Annotated in this window: 19 protein-coding genes; 3 read left to right on the top strand and 16 right to left on the bottom strand. The window is 63.2% G+C overall.

Annotation, left to right across the window (positions count from 1 at the left end):
- Positions 1–79 precede the first annotated feature (79 nt).
- The 16 genes from PM2_RS17605 to ccmA form a co-directional block, all read right to left on the bottom strand.
- Entirely contained in the window at positions 80–742 is a 663-nt protein-coding gene (locus PM2_RS17605) for a hypothetical protein (RefSeq protein WP_016711750.1), read from the bottom strand.
- 234 nt (positions 743–976) lie between these two features.
- The gene (locus PM2_RS17600; RefSeq protein WP_003254365.1) at positions 977–1,315 is read right to left on the bottom strand and encodes an FKBP-type peptidyl-prolyl cis-trans isomerase; all 339 of its coding nucleotides are present in this window, start codon (positions 1,313–1,315) and stop codon (positions 977–979) included.
- A 112-nt stretch (positions 1,316–1,427) separates the two neighbouring features.
- The gene (locus PM2_RS17595) at positions 1,428–1,835 is read right to left on the bottom strand and encodes a GFA family protein (RefSeq protein ID WP_028699358.1); all 408 of its coding nucleotides are present in this window, start codon (positions 1,833–1,835) and stop codon (positions 1,428–1,430) included.
- 54 nt (positions 1,836–1,889) lie between these two features.
- Positions 1,890–2,678 (bottom strand): PhzF family phenazine biosynthesis protein, encoded by a 789-nt coding sequence (locus PM2_RS17590; RefSeq protein WP_025754767.1) that lies wholly within the window; start codon positions 2,676–2,678, stop codon positions 1,890–1,892.
- 51 nt (positions 2,679–2,729) lie between these two features.
- Positions 2,730–3,668, bottom strand: coding sequence for a 2-hydroxyacid dehydrogenase (locus tag PM2_RS17585; protein ID WP_019099525.1), 939 nt, complete (start codon positions 3,666–3,668; stop codon positions 2,730–2,732).
- Positions 3,669–3,738: 70 nt separating this feature from the next.
- Positions 3,739–3,876 carry a hypothetical protein gene (locus PM2_RS30775; RefSeq protein WP_154670330.1) on the bottom strand — a complete coding sequence of 46 codons (138 nt, stop codon included), beginning with the start codon at positions 3,874–3,876 and terminating at the stop codon, positions 3,739–3,741.
- A gap of 629 nt (positions 3,877–4,505) precedes the next feature.
- Positions 4,506–4,922: a hypothetical protein gene (locus PM2_RS17580; protein ID WP_019096395.1), complete on the bottom strand. Its 417-nt coding sequence runs from the start codon at positions 4,920–4,922 to the stop codon at positions 4,506–4,508.
- A gap of 12 nt (positions 4,923–4,934) precedes the next feature.
- A complete protein-coding gene (gene ccmI, locus PM2_RS17575) occupies positions 4,935–6,128 on the bottom strand; it encodes a c-type cytochrome biogenesis protein CcmI (RefSeq protein WP_019096396.1) in 1,194 nt (397 codons plus the stop codon).
- The gene (locus tag PM2_RS17570; protein WP_019096397.1) at positions 6,121–6,597 is read right to left on the bottom strand and encodes a cytochrome c-type biogenesis protein; all 477 of its coding nucleotides are present in this window, start codon (positions 6,595–6,597) and stop codon (positions 6,121–6,123) included. Before PM2_RS17570 ends, ccmI begins: the two co-directional genes overlap by 8 nt.
- The gene (locus PM2_RS17565) at positions 6,594–7,130 is read right to left on the bottom strand and encodes a DsbE family thiol:disulfide interchange protein (RefSeq protein WP_025753823.1); all 537 of its coding nucleotides are present in this window, start codon (positions 7,128–7,130) and stop codon (positions 6,594–6,596) included. Before PM2_RS17565 ends, PM2_RS17570 begins: the two co-directional genes overlap by 4 nt.
- On the bottom strand, positions 7,127–9,100 hold the full coding sequence (locus tag PM2_RS17560) for a heme lyase CcmF/NrfE family subunit (RefSeq protein WP_174244701.1): 1,974 nt from the start codon (positions 9,098–9,100) through the stop codon (positions 7,127–7,129). Before PM2_RS17560 ends, PM2_RS17565 begins: the two co-directional genes overlap by 4 nt.
- An 11-nt stretch (positions 9,101–9,111) precedes the next feature.
- Complete coding sequence (ccmE, locus tag PM2_RS17555) at positions 9,112–9,567, bottom strand: cytochrome c maturation protein CcmE (protein WP_016711758.1); 456 nt, start codon at positions 9,565–9,567, stop codon at positions 9,112–9,114.
- Positions 9,564–9,740 carry a heme exporter protein CcmD gene (gene ccmD, locus PM2_RS17550; RefSeq protein WP_012273475.1) on the bottom strand — a complete coding sequence of 59 codons (177 nt, stop codon included), beginning with the start codon at positions 9,738–9,740 and terminating at the stop codon, positions 9,564–9,566. The genes ccmE and ccmD overlap by 4 nt, the downstream gene beginning before the upstream one ends.
- Positions 9,737–10,504 (bottom strand): heme ABC transporter permease, encoded by a 768-nt coding sequence (locus tag PM2_RS17545; RefSeq protein WP_025753824.1) that lies wholly within the window; start codon positions 10,502–10,504, stop codon positions 9,737–9,739. The genes ccmD and PM2_RS17545 overlap by 4 nt, the downstream gene beginning before the upstream one ends.
- Before the next feature lie 46 nt (positions 10,505–10,550).
- Complete coding sequence (ccmB, locus tag PM2_RS17540) at positions 10,551–11,228, bottom strand: heme exporter protein CcmB (protein ID WP_016711760.1); 678 nt, start codon at positions 11,226–11,228, stop codon at positions 10,551–10,553.
- On the bottom strand, positions 11,216–11,848 hold the full coding sequence (ccmA, locus tag PM2_RS17535; RefSeq protein ID WP_016711761.1) for a cytochrome c biogenesis heme-transporting ATPase CcmA: 633 nt from the start codon (positions 11,846–11,848) through the stop codon (positions 11,216–11,218). The genes ccmB and ccmA overlap by 13 nt, the downstream gene beginning before the upstream one ends.
- Before the next feature lie 163 nt (positions 11,849–12,011).
- Here ccmA and fliK point away from each other — a divergent pair, with 163 nt between their 5' ends.
- The 3 genes from fliK to PM2_RS17520 all read left to right on the top strand — a co-directional run.
- The gene (fliK, locus tag PM2_RS17530) at positions 12,012–13,568 is read left to right on the top strand and encodes a flagellar hook-length control protein FliK (RefSeq protein ID WP_028699357.1); all 1,557 of its coding nucleotides are present in this window, start codon (positions 12,012–12,014) and stop codon (positions 13,566–13,568) included.
- Positions 13,565–13,903: an EscU/YscU/HrcU family type III secretion system export apparatus switch protein gene (locus PM2_RS17525; protein WP_016711763.1), complete on the top strand. Its 339-nt coding sequence runs from the start codon at positions 13,565–13,567 to the stop codon at positions 13,901–13,903. Before fliK ends, PM2_RS17525 begins: the two co-directional genes overlap by 4 nt.
- Before the next feature lie 81 nt (positions 13,904–13,984).
- On the top strand, positions 13,985–14,747 hold a 763-nt coding region (locus tag PM2_RS17520), incomplete at its 3' end, for a dermonecrotic toxin domain-containing protein (protein ID WP_042132215.1).

Here is a 14,747-nt window from a genome sequence, read left to right as displayed (position 1 = left end):
ACCGGCCTGTTCGCGGGTAAACCTGCGAACAGGCCGGTAAAGGCCAACTCATCATTCGGGCCAACGCAGCACTACAACCTCATGTCGGGCAGCTCTGCGCACCGTCATTCAAACCCTGGCGCACATTGCGGCTAAGCAGGCTGGCCTTGCCGTCGTGCCAGGTCAGGGTCAGTACATAGAGGGTATCGAAGTCATCGCCATTCCAGTCATCGGTAATCACCCGCTCTTCACCCAGCGCCTTGCCGGCCACGGTATTGATCAACTCCGGGAGGTAACCATGCGACCAGGCGGCGTAGATGGTTGCATTGCGGTACTTGTCGCTCAGCAGCTCGTCAGCCAGTTCGGCGGTGTCGTTGGCGCCATAGTCGATGTTCACCGGCAGGCCCAGACGGATGGCGCTGGGGGTAATGGTCATCAACGGGCGGATATAGCTGTAGCTTTCGTCCTTGCTGCCTTCCTCGACATGCCGCGAAGGGTTGGCAGCAAACACGTAATCGGCCTTGCCAAAGCGCTCGGGCAACACAGTGGCCAGGTCCAGCGCACGGTTCAGGCCTTGGCAGTTCAACTGGCCCAGCCCCTCGCCCGGTTTCTCGGCATGGCGCAGGAACACCAGGGTCTGGGTGCCATCCACCGGTTGCGCACGGCTTTCGACAGCCTCCAGCGCCAGCGGTACGGCAACAGCCGTAAGCACCAGGCTCAGCAGCAAGTGACGGCGACGGCGGAAGAATGTTGGCAACTTCATCAAGGCAGGCTCGTGTGGCAAAGAAAATCGCGTCAACCCGCCACATCGCCCCATCAGCTGCAGGGCGCCCTTGTAGTGAATGCCATCCTTGGCAACGAGTGAGGGTCAGAGTGCCCTGAACCCGTTTGGTTCCTCCCTGGAGGTATATGCCGTTCCCTAGGCAAGGCCCAGATTAGCGGATGGGTGTTGCGCAATTGTGTAAGCTGCAAGAACCTGGGGTTGCAATGCAGCAGCTCAATCATCCCGCGTCAGCACTTCCAGCAATTCGATCTCGAAGGTCAAATCCGAATTCGGCGGAATCGCCCCCACGCTGCGTTCGCCATAACCCAGGTGCGCCGGTACCAGCAGCTTGCGCTTGCCGCCAACGCGCATGCCCATCAGGCCTTGATCCCAGCCTTTGATCACCCGGCCGGTGCCGATCACGCACTGGAACGGCTTGCCGCGTGACCAGGACGAATCGAACTCGCTGCCGTCGGCCAGCCAGCCGGTGTACTGGGTGGTGATCAGGGCGCCTTTGACGGCGGCTTTGCCATCACCCTCCACCAGGTCGATGATCTGCAATTCTTGGCTCATGGGCACGCTCCAACGCGGGAAAACAAAGCCGCCCTTTTCTCAGGAATGCACCGGTTTTGCAAGTTTGCACGGTGTTTCATGCCGCCGATTCGAACCGGGACGCGATGAGCAATCAGCTGTTCTGCTCGAACACCTCTTGGCCAGTCAATTCCTTGGTCTGGTTGGCGAAGCAGTACCAGGCGGGTTTTTCTTCCACGAAAATCTGCAGGTTGAAATCCCACGCCTGGTCATCGTCGAGCAGGCCGACCGGCACGGCATGGAAGTCGTTGGCCTTGAGCCGGTAATACAGGTGCGTGCCGCACTGGCCGCAAAACGCGCGCTGAGCCCAGTCAGACGACTCATACACCGAGGGCGCACGCCCTTCGATCACCGGGGGCCGGCTGCATTCCACAACCAGCAGCGGGCCGCCAGTCCATTTGCGGCACATGCTGCAATGGCAGGCACTGACATGGGTGTTGTCTACAGTAACCTTGAGCGTGGTGGCGCCACACAGGCAAGTGCCTTGTTTTTCCAGGGCCATGGCTGGCTCCTTGAACAGGGAAAGAGCCAGCCAGTATAGATGCCTGAACGGGCATCAGAAGTAGACGGTACCGCGCAGGTACAACGCTGCCCGCCCGCTGATGATTACCCGGCCATTGCCCGGCACTTCGCACTGCAGCTGCCCTTTGCGCGCCCCACCCTGCTCGCAGCTGAGTACCCGTTTGCCCAGGCGCTCCGCCCACACCGGTGCCAGCGAGGTGTGGGCCGAACCGGTTACCGGGTCTTCATTCACGCCAACCCGCGGGCCGAACCAGCGGGTGACAAAATCAAAACCACGCCCTGCCGCCGTCACGGCAATACCACGCACGTCGAACGTGTTCAACGCAACGAAGTCCGGCTTCAGGGTGTCGAGGATCAACGCATCATCGATCACCACCACATAGTCGTCGCTTTGGTACAACGCCTGAGCCTGGTTCAAACCCAACGCTTGCAGCAACCCTGCCGGGATATCCACTGCAACCGGCCGCTTGGCCGGGAAATCCATCGCCAGCAGCCCGTCAGCGCCACGGCTGACGCGCAACTCGCCGCTGCGGGTGTTGAAACGCAGCACCTGGGCCTGCTCGCCCAGTTGCTCGAACAGCACATAGGCCGAGGCAAGCGTGGCATGGCCGCACAGATCAACTTCTACAGTCGGGGTGAACCAGCGCAGGTCGTAGGTTTCACCATTGCGCACGAAATAGGCGGTTTCCGACAGGTTGTTCTCTTCGGCGATGCGCTGCAGCACATCGTCCGGCAGCCAGCTTTGCAGCGGAATCACGGCGGCCGGGTTGCCACCGAACGGTTTGGCGGAAAAGGCATCGACCTGGAAGATGTCGAGTTGCATGCACACACTCCTTGTTGCCCGGGTGTTGCCAGGCAGATGGCTGATATAGGTTTACGGGCGAACCGGGGTCAAGACGGGCTCACCTGCAAAGAACGCCTGCAGGTTACGCAGTACCAGGGTTACCGTGTCGCGTGCGGCCTCCGGCGACTGGCCGGCCACGTGGGGCGTGAGCACGGTGTTGCCAAGCGTCTTGAGGGCGTCGGGCACGGCCGGTTCGTCATCGAACACGTCCAGCGCGGCACCTGCCAGCTGGCCTTGCTGCAATGCAGTTACCAGTGCATCGGTGTCAACTACACTGGCGCGGGCAATGTTCACCAGATAGCCCTCGACCCCTAGCGCTTCCAACACGTTGGCATCGACCAGATGCCGGGTGTTGGCGCCACCGGGGGTGGCCACGACCAGAATGTCGACGGCAGCGGCCAGGTGCAGCGGGCTGTCGTGCCAGGTGTAAGGCACTTCTTCACGCGGCGTGCGGCTGTGGTAGCTGACGGGCATGTCGAAGCCCAGGTTGGCACGCTTGGCAATCGCCTGCCCGACTGCGCCGAGGCCAAGAATGCCCAGGCGCTTGCCACTCACCGAGGGGCTGATGACGCGGTTCCATTCGCCGCGACGGGTGCTGGCATCGGCGCGAGGAATGTCGCGCAGCAGTGCCAGCACCAGAGCCAGAGTGTGGTCGGCGACTGCGTTGGCATTGGCACCGGCACCATTGGTGACGGTGATCCCTCTGGCAGCCGCGGCGGCCAGGTCGACTTGCTCGTAGCCGGCGCCGATCACACAGATGATCTGCAGGTTGGGCAAGGCATCGATTTCGGCGGCAGTCAGGCCCAGCGGACCGCGAGTGAGTACGGCATCGATTTCACTGGCGTGTTGCTGAATGGCATGGGAGCGCAGTTGCGGCGAGGGGGCGCGAATCAGGCAGTAACCGGCCTGCTCTAGTAAGGGCAGGTAATTGTCGACGGTTTCCACCAGTACCAGGACTGTTTTGCGCATGCCACCTCCGGTCAATTCGATAGGTCATTATGCGGAGTTAGCAACCAGTACAGTCAATAGAAATATCAAGTCAAAACTGCACTGTACCGCCCACACCGTTCCCGCTCTTGATCTTGATCTTGATCTTGATCTTGATCTTGATCTTGATCTTGATCTTCGCGACTTCAGGAGGCCGAACGCAGGCCTTGCGGAGGGAGGTGACGGGCATGGATGCCCGTCAAGCGCTGGGCCCCAGGATGGGGCCTGCAGCGCGGTCCTCCCGGGAGCAAGGCCGGAGTGAGGGAACCCCGGAGCGCAGCGTAGGGGCCGGATGATGGGAGCGCAGCGTTTTTTGGTTACTTTTTGTCGCGTTTGACAAAAAGTGACTCGCCGTAAGGGCGAAAAGGTGAATCAGCGTCGCCATCGCAAATGGACTGTTCACTGATTCAAAACAGACGAATCTTGCTTCTTGCTTCTTGCTTCTTGCTTCTTGCTTCTTGGATGTGGGCATTCACATCGAGTAGACATTCATTCCCGAGGGTGGCGCACACTCACCTTTCCGCCCTTACGGCGGGTCACTTTTTGTCAAACGCGACAAAAAGTAACCAAAAAACGCTGGCTCCTATCATACGGCCCCTACGCTGCGCTCCGGGGTTCCCTCGCTACGGGCTTGCTCCCGGGAGCACGCGCTGCAGGCCCCATCCATGGGGCCTCAGCGCTTGACGGGCATCCATGCCCGTCATCTCCCTCCGCAATCCCTACGCTCGGCCTCCTGAAGTCGCAATCGGTGGCGCCTGATCTATCGCGCGCTTAGAAGCAAAAGCAAAAGCCACGGCAACGGCAACTTCGAGGTTGGTGTTACTGGGCGAATGCGCGACCTAACCCGCCTGGAACACCACTGCTATCCGTTTCTTGCCAAGGACCATTCGGGCTCAGCGACCAGCTCCAGCCGTTGTTGAACCGGTAATACGTACGCTGCCGGTAGAAGGTATTGGGCTGTTTCTCCAATACATAAACACCCAGCTTCGGGTCCCAATGGCTGGCCCCGCCAGGCGGTGGCGCAAAGCTGGCCGAGGTACGCGGCATCGGTTTGGGAATCGCCGCCGGCTTGCTCGGTTGGGTCGATGGCTGCCCGCCCGGCAACGGCTTGACCACCGGTCCCTGTGGCGGCACGCGTTCAATCGGGGGTTCAGGCTGCTCATACGGCTGATGCACCGTACACGCAGACAAACCCAGGGCCAGGGTAATCAGGGTCAGGCGGACGGTGCTGTGCATGGCATTGCTCTCTTACTGGTCGGGGCTGTCGATGGTCAGGCGCTGGGTAGCCTGGGTGGCGCTGGGCAGTGGGGCACCCTGGCCAATCCATTCGCCGTGAGTAGGCTGGCCAGCGCGCGATACACGTGCAACCAGTTGGACTTCGGCAAATTGCGACAGTTTCATCTGCGGCATCATCGCGTCAGCATCAGACAACTCCACCTCGATCGGCAACTGCGCCACCGTCACCCGCTTGGCCGCCAGCGGCATGGGCGGGCCATTGCTGGCGCGGGCAAAGATGAACACGGTGTCGTCCGGCTTGACCTTGTCCTTCAGCGCCGCCGCCAGCTCCACCCGCACTTTCAGGCGAGCCGCCGCAGGTGCGGGTGAAGCTTCTGCCACAGCCCCCCCCAGGCGCTCGACAGCGCGGTCGATACCGCCCTGCAGGGCGTCACGCGATGCGTCACCTTCCGGCAGCTGCGCCAGCAGGCGCTTCCAGTAGTCGATGGCTTCCTGGTAACGCTCACCTTCGAAGGCAGCAATGCCGCGCAGGCCCAGGCTGGTCACTTCGTTGGGGTCGGCTTTCAAGGCTTCGTCAGTCAGCGCCTGCAACTGCGGGCTCCACTGTTTGTCAGCAGCAAAATACAGGGCCTGAGCCCATTGTCCCAGCAGCTCGGGCTGGCGGCCGGCCAGGGCCACGGCCCGCTCGAAGGTGCGCGCCGCATCAGCCGGGCGTTGCTCGGCCATGTAGGCGCGGCCCAGGAAGTACATGGCCTCGGCCGAATCCGGCTGGGCCTGCACCACGCGCTCCAGACGCGTGGTCATTTCTTCCATCGACTTGGGCGCCTCGGCGAATTCCTGGGTCAGGGCCACCTTGTCGGCCGCACCAAAATGCAGGTACAGCCCAAGCGCCATCAGCGGTACCAGCACAGCCGCCAGCAGCGGCAGGGCCTTGCCCAAGTGGCCCTGGCGCGGTGCCTCGGCGCCTTCGGTATCGGCCAGCAATTCGCGCGCAGCCTCGTCACGGCCCTTGGTCATCTGCACCTCATCAAGCACGCCAGCCGCCTGCTGGGCGGCCAGTTCGGCAACACGCTCCTGGTACAGAGCCACGTTCAGGGCGGTGCGGTCTTCTTCCTGCTGACGACGACGGCCACGCAGGATAGGGATCAGCAAAAAGCTGAGGGCAGCGAGCAGCAGCAGGCCCGCGCTAAGCCAGAATTCAATCATGGGTCTGTTCTTTTTCCAGCAGTTTGGCGAGACGCTCGCGTTCTTCGGCAGACAATTCATTGCCGCTCTGCACAGCCGTACTGCGGCGCCGGCGCACGATCACCGCCAACACCACGAAACCGCCGGCCAGCAAAATCCCCGGGCCGAACCACAGCAGCCAGGTGCGCCCGCTGAGCGCCGGCTTATAGCGCACGAAGTCGCCATAGCGGTCGACCATGAAGTCGACGATCTGCTGGTTGCTCTTACCCTCGCCGAGCATGCGGAAGATTTCCCGGCGCAGGTCGGCGGCAATCGGCGCATTGGAATCGGCGATGTCCTGGTTCTGGCACTTGGGGCAGCGCAGCTCCTTGGTCAGTTGCTGGTAGCGCTCGCGCTCGGCCTCGTCGCGGAACTGGTAGGTGTCGATGGCCGCCTTGGCCACGCCGGCCAGGCTCATGCCCAGCACGAGAGCCGCCAGCCAACGCCTCATGGTTTGGCCTCATCGACCAGGCCCTGGTAAAGCGGGGCCAGCTGTTCGCGCCACACCGTGGCATCGACAATGCCCACGTGTTTGTAGCGAATGATGCCTTTGGCGTCGATCAGGAAGGTTTCCGGCGCGCCGTACACGCCCAGGTCCACGCCCAGGCTGCCCTGCTCGTCGCGGATATCCAGCTGATAAGGGTTGTGGAACTCAGCCAGCCATTTTTGCGCGGCGGCATTGTCGTCCTTGTAGTTGACCCCGTGAATCACCACGCCCTGCTGTGCCAGCTGGTTAAGGTAGGGGTGCTCGACCTTGCACGACGGGCACCAGGTGGCCCACACGTTGACCAGCGCCGGGCGGCCCTGCAAGTCGGCCTGGGTCAGGGTACGGTCGCCCTGGGTCGAGGCCAGCGAAAACGCCGGGAACGGTTTGCCGATCATTGCCGAGGGCAGCTCGTCGGGCTTGAGGAACAGCCCTTTGTAGAGGAACACCGCCACCAGCAGGAACACTGCCAGGGGGACTACCATGATCCAACGCTTCATGCAGCTGCTCCAGACACGCCCAGGGCATCACGCACCCGGGTCTTGACCTTGACGCGGTAACGCCGGTCGAGGGCCGCCAGCAACCCACCCAGGCCAGTCAGCAGACCGCCCAGCCAGATCCAGCGAACGTAAGGTTTGATATGTACGCGCACGGCCCACGCGCCGTTCTCCAGCGGCTCGCCCAGGGCGACGTACAGGTCGCGGGTAAAGCCTGCATCGATGCCGGCTTCGGTCATCATCGATTGCTGCACGGTGTACAGGCGCTTCTCCGGGTGCAGGGTGGTGATTTCACGGCCATCACGGCTGACCACCACGGTGCCCTTGTCAGAGATGAAGTTCGGCCCTTCGAAGTGCTTGGCGCCCTGGAACAGGAAGTGGTAACCGCCCAGCTCGACGCTTTCGCCCGGGGCCATGCGCAGGTCGCGTTCGGCGCTGTTGTTGCTCGACAGCACCACACCCAACGCACACACCGCCAGGCCCAGGTGGGCCAGCTGCATGCCCCAGTAGCTGCGGCCCAGGCCGGGCAGGCCCTTGAGCAGGCCTTTGTGGCGGGTCTTGTCGAGAATGTCGCGCAGCCCGCCGAGCACTACCCAGGCGGCCAGGGCAAAGGCGGTCAGGGTCGGCCAGTCGAAGTCGTCGACGATAAAGCCGGCCACCGGGGCCAGGATGGCGCTGCCGATCAGCACCGGGGTCATCATGCTGGCCAGCCATTTGCCGGGGGTGTCCTTCCAGCGCACCACCACGCCCACGCTCAGCACCACCATCAACAGCGCCATCAGCGGCAGGAACAAGGCATCGAAGTACGGCGGGCCGACCGACAGCTTGGCCCCGGTCAGGGCATCGAGCACCAGCGGGTACAAGGTGCCCAGCAGAATCATCGACGCGGCCACCACCAGCACCAGGTTGTTGGCCAGCAGCAGCGTTTCGCGCGACCACAGGGCGAAGCCGACCTGGCTCTTGACCACCGGGGCACGCAGGGCGAACAGGGTGAGCGAACCACCGACCACGAACAGCAGGAAGATCAGGATGAAAATGCCCCGCGACGGGTCGGCGGCAAAGGCGTGCACCGAAGTCAGCACACCGGAACGCACCAGGAAGGTCCCCAACAGGCTCAGCGAGAACGCGGCAATGGCCAGCAGCACGGTCCAGCTCTTGAATACACCGCGTTTTTCGGTCACTGCCAGCGAGTGGATCAGCGCGGTGCCTACCAGCCAGGGCATGAACGAGGCGTTTTCCACCGGGTCCCAGAACCACCAGCCACCCCAGCCCAGCTCATAGTAGGCCCACCACGAGCCCAGGGTGATGCCCACACCAAGGAAGGCCCAGGCAACGATGGTCCAAGGCCGTGACCAGCGCGCCCAGGCAGCGTCCAGGCGGCCGCCGAGCAAGGCAGCGATGGCGAAGGCGAAAGCCACCGAGAAGCCCACGTAACCCATGTACAGCATCGGCGGGTGAACGATCAGGCCAAAGTCCTGCAGCAGCGGGTTGAGATCACGGCCATCGGTCGGCACCTGCGGCAGCAGGCGCTGGAACGGGTTGGACGTAATGATCAGGAAGCTGAGAAAGCCCACGCTGATCATGCCCATCACCGCCAGCACGCGGGCCAGCATTACCTGCGGCAACTGGCGCGAGAACACCGAAACGGCAAAGGTCCAGCCGCCGAGAATCAGCGCCCACAGCAGCAAGGAACCTTCGTGGGCGCCCCATACAGCGCTGAACTTGTAGTACCAGGGCAAGGCGCTGTTGGAGTTGCTGGCTACGTAGGCAACCGAGAAATTGTCGGTCATGAAGGCATGGGTCAAACACGCGAAGGCAAACGCCAGGAAGGCGAACTGCCCCCACGCCGCCGGCCGCGCCAGGCTCATCCACAGGCTGTCGCCACGCCAGGCGCCGAGCAGCGGCACACTGGCCTGTACGGCGGCAAAGCAGATGGCCAGGATCATCGCCAGCTGGCCCAGTTCGGGGATTATCAGCGCCGCGTTCATGGCTTGGCCTCCCCGCCCGTGGCGGCCTGGCCGCTTTCCTTGAGGGCCTTGGTGACCTCGGGCGGCATGTACTTCTCATCGTGCTTGGCCAGCACTTCGTCGGCCACCACCACACCGTCGGCGTTGACCTTGCCCAAGGCGACAATGCCCTGCCCTTCGCGGAACAGGTCGGGCAGGATGCCACGGTAGGTGATCGGTACCGACTTGTTGAAGTCGGTGACCACGAAGCGCACATCCAGCGAGTCGGACGAACGCTGCACCGAACCTTTCTCGACCATGCCGCCTGCGCGGATGCGGGTGTCCAGCGGTGCTTCGCCATTGGCGATCTGGGTGGGTGTGTAGAACAGGTTGATGTTCTGCTGCAGTGCGCTCAAGGCAAAGCCGACGGCAACCCCGACGCCGACCAGCAGGCCGACGATGAGCAACAGGCGTTTCTTGCGCTGCGGATTCACTGGTTGTTCTCCCGGCGCAAACGGCGCGCCTCTTCTTGCAGGTAGCGACGGCGGGCCAGCAGCGGCGCAGCAACGTTCAGCGCCAGCACGGCCAGGCAGATGCCATAGGCCGACCACACGTACAGGCCATGGTGGCCCATGGCGAGAAAGTCACCAAAGGTGGCAAAGCTCATTGTGCGGCCCTCCGCCCCAGGCTGTTCAACACTTCGTCCTTGACCCAACTGGCGCGCGCCTCGCGCTTTAGCACTTCAAGGCGCATGCGCAACAGCAGCACGGCACCGAAGAAGCAGTAGAAACCCAGCGCCGTGCACAGCAACGGCAGCCACATTTCGGCGGGCATCGCCGGTTTTTCGGTAAGGGTGAAGGTGGCGCCTTGGTGCAGGGTGTTCCACCACTCCACCGAATACTTGATGATCGGGATGTTAACCACGCCGACAATCGCCAGCACCGCGCAGGCCTTGGCCGCACTGTCACGATTACTGATCGCCTGGCCCAACGCAATAATGCCGAAGTACAGGAACAGCAGGATAAGCATGGACGTAAGGCGGGCATCCCACACCCACCAGCTGCCCCAGGTCGGCTTGCCCCAGATGGCGCCAGTGACCAGCGCCACGGCAGTCATCCAGGCGCCGATCGGCGCGGCGCATTGCAAGGCGACATCGGCGATTTTCATTTTCCACACCAGCCCCACCACCCCGGCCACCGCCAGCAGCACGTAGCAGGACTGGGCCAGCATTGCCGCCGGCACATGGATGTAGATGATGCGGAAGCTGTTGCCCTGCTGGTAGTCCTGTGGGGCGAAGGCCAGGCCCCAGGTGATGCCGAGCAGCAGCAGGAGCACGGCAGCACCGGCCAGCCATGGCAGCATGCGGCCGCTGATGGCATAGAACCATTTGGGGGAGCCCAGCTTGTGGAACCACGTCCAGCTTATTTTCATCAGGGTACATCCAGGGTATTGGCCGGGCTTGAAAGCCCGGGACTCGTTATTCGCCAACGCTGATTTTCAGGCCGGCCGCTATCGCAAAGGGTGCCAAGGTCACGGCCAGGGCGGTGAGGCTGGCAAGCCAGAGCAGGTGGCCGGTTGCCGGCATATTTTGCAACGCCGCTTGCAACGCACCACTGCCCAGGATCAATACAGGGATATACAACGGCAGAATCAGCAACGCCAGTAACAAACCACCGCGCTTGAGGCCAACCGTCAGCGCCGCGCCCACCGCACCCAGCAGGCTCAGTACCGGCGTACCCAGCAGCAGCGAGCCAAGCAGCACCGGCAGGCAATGGCTCGGCAGCCCCAGCATCAGCGCCAGCAACGGCGCCAACAATACCAGCGCCAGCCCGGAAAAGATCCAGTGCGCCAACACCTTGGCCAGCACCAGCAGCGCCAGTGGGTGCGGCGACAACACCCACTGCTCCAGCGAGCCGTCCTCGAAATCGCTGCGGAACAGGCCGTCCAGCGACAACAGCACCGCGAGCAATGCCGCCACCCAGACCAGCCCAGGCGACAAGGTTTGCAACAATTGGCTTTCCGGGCCGACCGCCAACGGGAACAACGCCACGACGATGGCGAAGAACACCAACGGGTTGGCCAGCTCGGCCGGACGGCGGAACAGCAGGCGCGCTTCGCGGCGCAACAACAAGACGAATACGCTCATGCCGCCCATTGCCCCAGGTTCAGTTCACGGTAACCGGAGGGTTTGTGTTCCAGCGTGTGGTGAGTGGTCAGCACCACCGTGCCGCCCTGTTCGCAATGGGCCGCCAGGTGTGCTTCCAACTGTGCCACGCCTTGCTTGTCCAGGGCCGTGAACGGCTCGTCAAGAATCCATAGCGGCGGGCAGGCCAAGTGCAACCGGGCCAAGGCCACGCGCCGCTGCTGGCCGGCTGAAAGGGTATGGCAGGGTACGTCTTCGAAACCACGCAGGCCGACGGCCTCCAGCGCTGCCCAGATCGCCTCGCGGCTGGCCGGCTGGTGCAAGGCGCACAGCCAGGTGAGATTCTCTTCAGCGGTGAGCAGGTCCTTGATGCCGGCGGCGTGGCCGATCCACAACAGGATGCTGGCCAGGGCATGGCGCTGCTCCGCCAATGGCTTACCGCCCAGCAGGATCTGCCCGGCCGTCGGCTGCATCAGCCCGGCCAGCAGACGCAGCAAGCTGGTCTTGCCGCTGCCGTTGGGGCCGCTGATCTGCAGCATGTCGCCGGCACCCAGCTTGAAATCGAGCTGCTCGAACAGCAGGCGCCAGTCGCGCTCGCAGGCTAGGCCTGCGGCTTGGAGGTGAAGGGTCACGGTTTCGCCTTATCTTTGTAGGGCTTCAGCGCGGCGTCGCGTGAAGCCCTGTGTCTCAAGTCGACCCCAGCGCTGCCGTTATACTGGCAACCACGGGCGCTCGGCATTATTACATGCGCCGCCGCGCTGCCAAGAGGCTGGGTTCGACAGGTTGTATACAATCATGACTGAAATCAATAGTCTCGCTGCACAAACCGCAGTCAATACCCAAGCCATGAAGGCCGGTATGACCGGCGAACTGCTGCGCCTGACGCAACCGCAGCCTGGCTTGATGGCCCCTGGCGAGACCGCACAGGCCGAAGTGGTTGCGATGCGGCAGGTGGGCAGCGACTTTCAGCTGGTGCTTCGGCTGATGCAGGCCAACGGCCTTCAGACCCAACTGCAAGCCAGCACCAGCCAGCCCCTGCCCCAAGGCAGCCAGGTCACCGTCAGCCAGACCGAAAGCAATCATCTGGCGATCATGCTGCAACAGGCCAGCGCCAGCCAGGTCGCCACCCTCACCCGCCTGGACACCAGCAAGGTACCCGTCGGCACCCTGCTGCAAGGCAAGGTCATGACCAACCAGCTACTGCCCCAGGCAGCTGGCCAGCCTGCGGCCTACCGGGCACTGATCAGCCTGCTCAACAGCGCCCAGGCCGGCGCCACCCTGACGGTGGACAGCCCACGCCCACTGGCTATCGGCAGCCTGCTCAGCGCGCTGGTGCAGGGTGACCAGTCACTGCGTTTCGTGCCACTCAGCGGCAGGCAGGACCAGCTCAACATCGCACAGCAGTTGCTAACCCAGCAGAACCGCCAGGCTTCGTTGCCCGGCCTGCTCAACGCCCTGCAACAGATCAACCGAGACCCTGGCATCGATGGCGACCTGCGCGCCAGCGCCGAACGCCTGTTGGTCAGCCTGCCAGACGCCCGCCAGCTGGGCGATGCGAAAGCGGTTGCCCAGGCCTTGAACAACAGTGGCGCTTTCCTTGAAGCGAAACTGCTGGGTGGCTTTCCTGCCAGCGTCGCCACCGATCTGAAGGCGCATTTGCTGCGGCTGGTCGCACAGGCTTCGATCTCACCGGCCGGCGCTGCCAACCTTGCGCCGGCCAGCCTGGCCGTGACCATGCCGGCGCTGGCCCGCAGTGCACTGGGCATGCTCGAACGGGTCAGCCCCAGGCCGCAGCCGGGCGCGTTCCCGCTGCCTTCGCGCCTGCTCAAGGCCCTGGAAGACGAAGGCGACCTGCAACAACTGCTGCGCCTTGCCGCTGCGGCAATTTCGCGCCTGCAAAGCCATGCCATGAGCAGCCTGCAACAGACCGGAACGCTGGAAAACGGCAACCTGCAGACCACCTGGCAAACCGAAGTGCCGATCCGCCACGGCCAGGAATTCATCCCGTTGCAGGTCAAACTGCAGCGCGAAGAAACTCCGCAGCAGCAAGCCGATCGCCAGCATGAAGCACAAGACCCGCTGCAAGCCCTGTGGCGCATCGAGCTGGCCTTCGACCTGTCGCCACTCGGCCCCGTGCAGGTACAGGCGCAACTGAGCCAAGGCCGCCTGAGCGGGCAACTGTGGGCAGAGCGTGAGCAAACCGCCAGGCTGATCGACACCCAGCTCGGCGCCCTACGCGAACGCCTGCTGGCACGTGGCCTGGACGTCGGTGACCTGGAGTGCCACCCTGGCACGCCGCCACAAGGCCCGCGCACGCGGGTAGAACAACGTTGGGTGGATGAGAACGCATGAGCCAGAAGCACACACGCCAGGCCATTGCCCTGAGCTACGACGGCCAGCAGGCTCCCACCCTCAGCGCCAAGGGTGACGATGCGCTGGCCGAAGCCATCCTGGCCCTGGCCCGTGAACACGAGGTGCCAATCTACGAGAATGCCGAGCTGGTGCGCCTGCTGGCGCGCCTGGAGCTGGGCGAGCAGATCCCGGAGGCCTTGTACCTGACCATCGCCGAAATCATCGCGTTCGCCTGGCAACTGCGCGGCAAAGTCCCGTATGGCTTCGACGATTCACCGACAGGCGAACGTGACGTAACCGAGGTGCTACCAGGCCTGCCTGGCCCGCCCGGCTGAGCCTCAGGGCCAGCACTATTTACCACTCCCCTGCCAATCAGCCGGTCGATGCTGTGGTTTTCCCACCCCACGGAGACCGACATGGCCACCACGCACATCAATGCTGCTGGCGTACAGTTCGTACGCAACCACCTCGCCACCCTTCCCCGACCCGACCGCGAGGCCAAGCGGGCAATTGCTGCCTGGCTTGCCACCCAAGGGGTACATCAGGACCCAGACCTGATCGATGTCGTCACGCTGCATGTTCACCCTGATGGCATCGCCAGTTACCAGGCCAAAGTCGTACAGCGCGTCAGCCTCACCCAAGCGGTGCTGATGAACTGGCAAGGCGAATCCAGCAACGACTTCTTCGGCGGGCTGTTCAGGCAACCCTGGGCCGGCACGTTGCCGGGCGATGGCCCGATCACGCTGGTCGACCACTTCCCCCCACAGCCCATTTACGACAACGGCGCCTGGTACGAGGTGTTCAATGGCCTGTTCCAGCGCACCACACCCGCCCGTTACGATCATTCGACACTGCTCGACATCCGCGCCGAAGCCTTGCAAAGCCACATAGAAGCACTGGACTTTCACACCCGCTACAAGGCGACACTCGACACCTACTGGCGCGAGCAACTTGCTGACTATCGCTTGAGCTGCAAACTCAACTTCATCGCTGCCTGCAACAAGCAAATCAACGAAGGCAGCCTGAGTGATGCCGCGCGCATGCTGGCATGGCGCGCGGCCGAACTGATTCCTCAGGGCAAGGGGCTACGCCTTAGCACGCTGAGCATCTACGGCTATGCCTCCACCGACTTGCTTTACATCAACGACGCCGACAGTGGCTTGACCCTGCTCTACGCCC

The organism is Pseudomonas monteilii NBRC 103158 = DSM 14164 (assembly GCF_000730605.1).
GTDB lineage: Bacteria > Pseudomonadota > Gammaproteobacteria > Pseudomonadales > Pseudomonadaceae > Aquipseudomonas > Aquipseudomonas monteilii.
Note: the sequence above shows the minus strand (reverse complement) of the source record. Positions and strands in the feature narration are given on the sequence as shown.

Excerpts from the sequence above, each read along its gene's own strand:
- PM2_RS17605 (WP_016711750.1), bottom strand. The coding sequence starts at position 742 with ATGAAGTTGCCAACATTCTTCCGCCGTCGCCGTCACTTGCTGCTGAGC.
- PM2_RS17600 (WP_003254365.1), bottom strand. The coding sequence starts at position 1,315 with ATGAGCCAAGAATTGCAGATCATCGACCTGGTGGAGGGTGATGGCAAA.
- PM2_RS17595 (WP_028699358.1), bottom strand. The coding sequence starts at position 1,835 with ATGGCCCTGGAAAAACAAGGCACTTGCCTGTGTGGCGCCACCACGCTC.
- PM2_RS17590 (WP_025754767.1), bottom strand. The coding sequence starts at position 2,678 with ATGCAACTCGACATCTTCCAGGTCGATGCCTTTTCCGCCAAACCGTTC.
- PM2_RS17585 (WP_019099525.1), bottom strand. The coding sequence starts at position 3,668 with ATGCGCAAAACAGTCCTGGTACTGGTGGAAACCGTCGACAATTACCTG.
- PM2_RS30775 (WP_154670330.1), bottom strand. The coding sequence starts at position 3,876 with ATGCCCGTCACCTCCCTCCGCAAGGCCTGCGTTCGGCCTCCTGAAGTC.
- PM2_RS17580 (WP_019096395.1), bottom strand. The coding sequence starts at position 4,922 with ATGCACAGCACCGTCCGCCTGACCCTGATTACCCTGGCCCTGGGTTTG.
- ccmI (WP_019096396.1), bottom strand. The coding sequence starts at position 6,128 with ATGATTGAATTCTGGCTTAGCGCGGGCCTGCTGCTGCTCGCTGCCCTC.
- PM2_RS17570 (WP_019096397.1), bottom strand. The coding sequence starts at position 6,597 with ATGAGGCGTTGGCTGGCGGCTCTCGTGCTGGGCATGAGCCTGGCCGGC.
- PM2_RS17565 (WP_025753823.1), bottom strand. The coding sequence starts at position 7,130 with ATGAAGCGTTGGATCATGGTAGTCCCCCTGGCAGTGTTCCTGCTGGTG.
- ccmD (WP_012273475.1), bottom strand. The coding sequence starts at position 9,740 with ATGAGCTTTGCCACCTTTGGTGACTTTCTCGCCATGGGCCACCATGGC.
- PM2_RS17545 (WP_025753824.1), bottom strand. The coding sequence starts at position 10,504 with ATGAAAATAAGCTGGACGTGGTTCCACAAGCTGGGCTCCCCCAAATGG.
- ccmB (WP_016711760.1), bottom strand. The coding sequence starts at position 11,228 with ATGGGCGGCATGAGCGTATTCGTCTTGTTGTTGCGCCGCGAAGCGCGC.
- fliK (WP_028699357.1), top strand. The coding sequence starts at position 12,012 with ATGACTGAAATCAATAGTCTCGCTGCACAAACCGCAGTCAATACCCAA.
- PM2_RS17525 (WP_016711763.1), top strand. The coding sequence starts at position 13,565 with ATGAGCCAGAAGCACACACGCCAGGCCATTGCCCTGAGCTACGACGGC.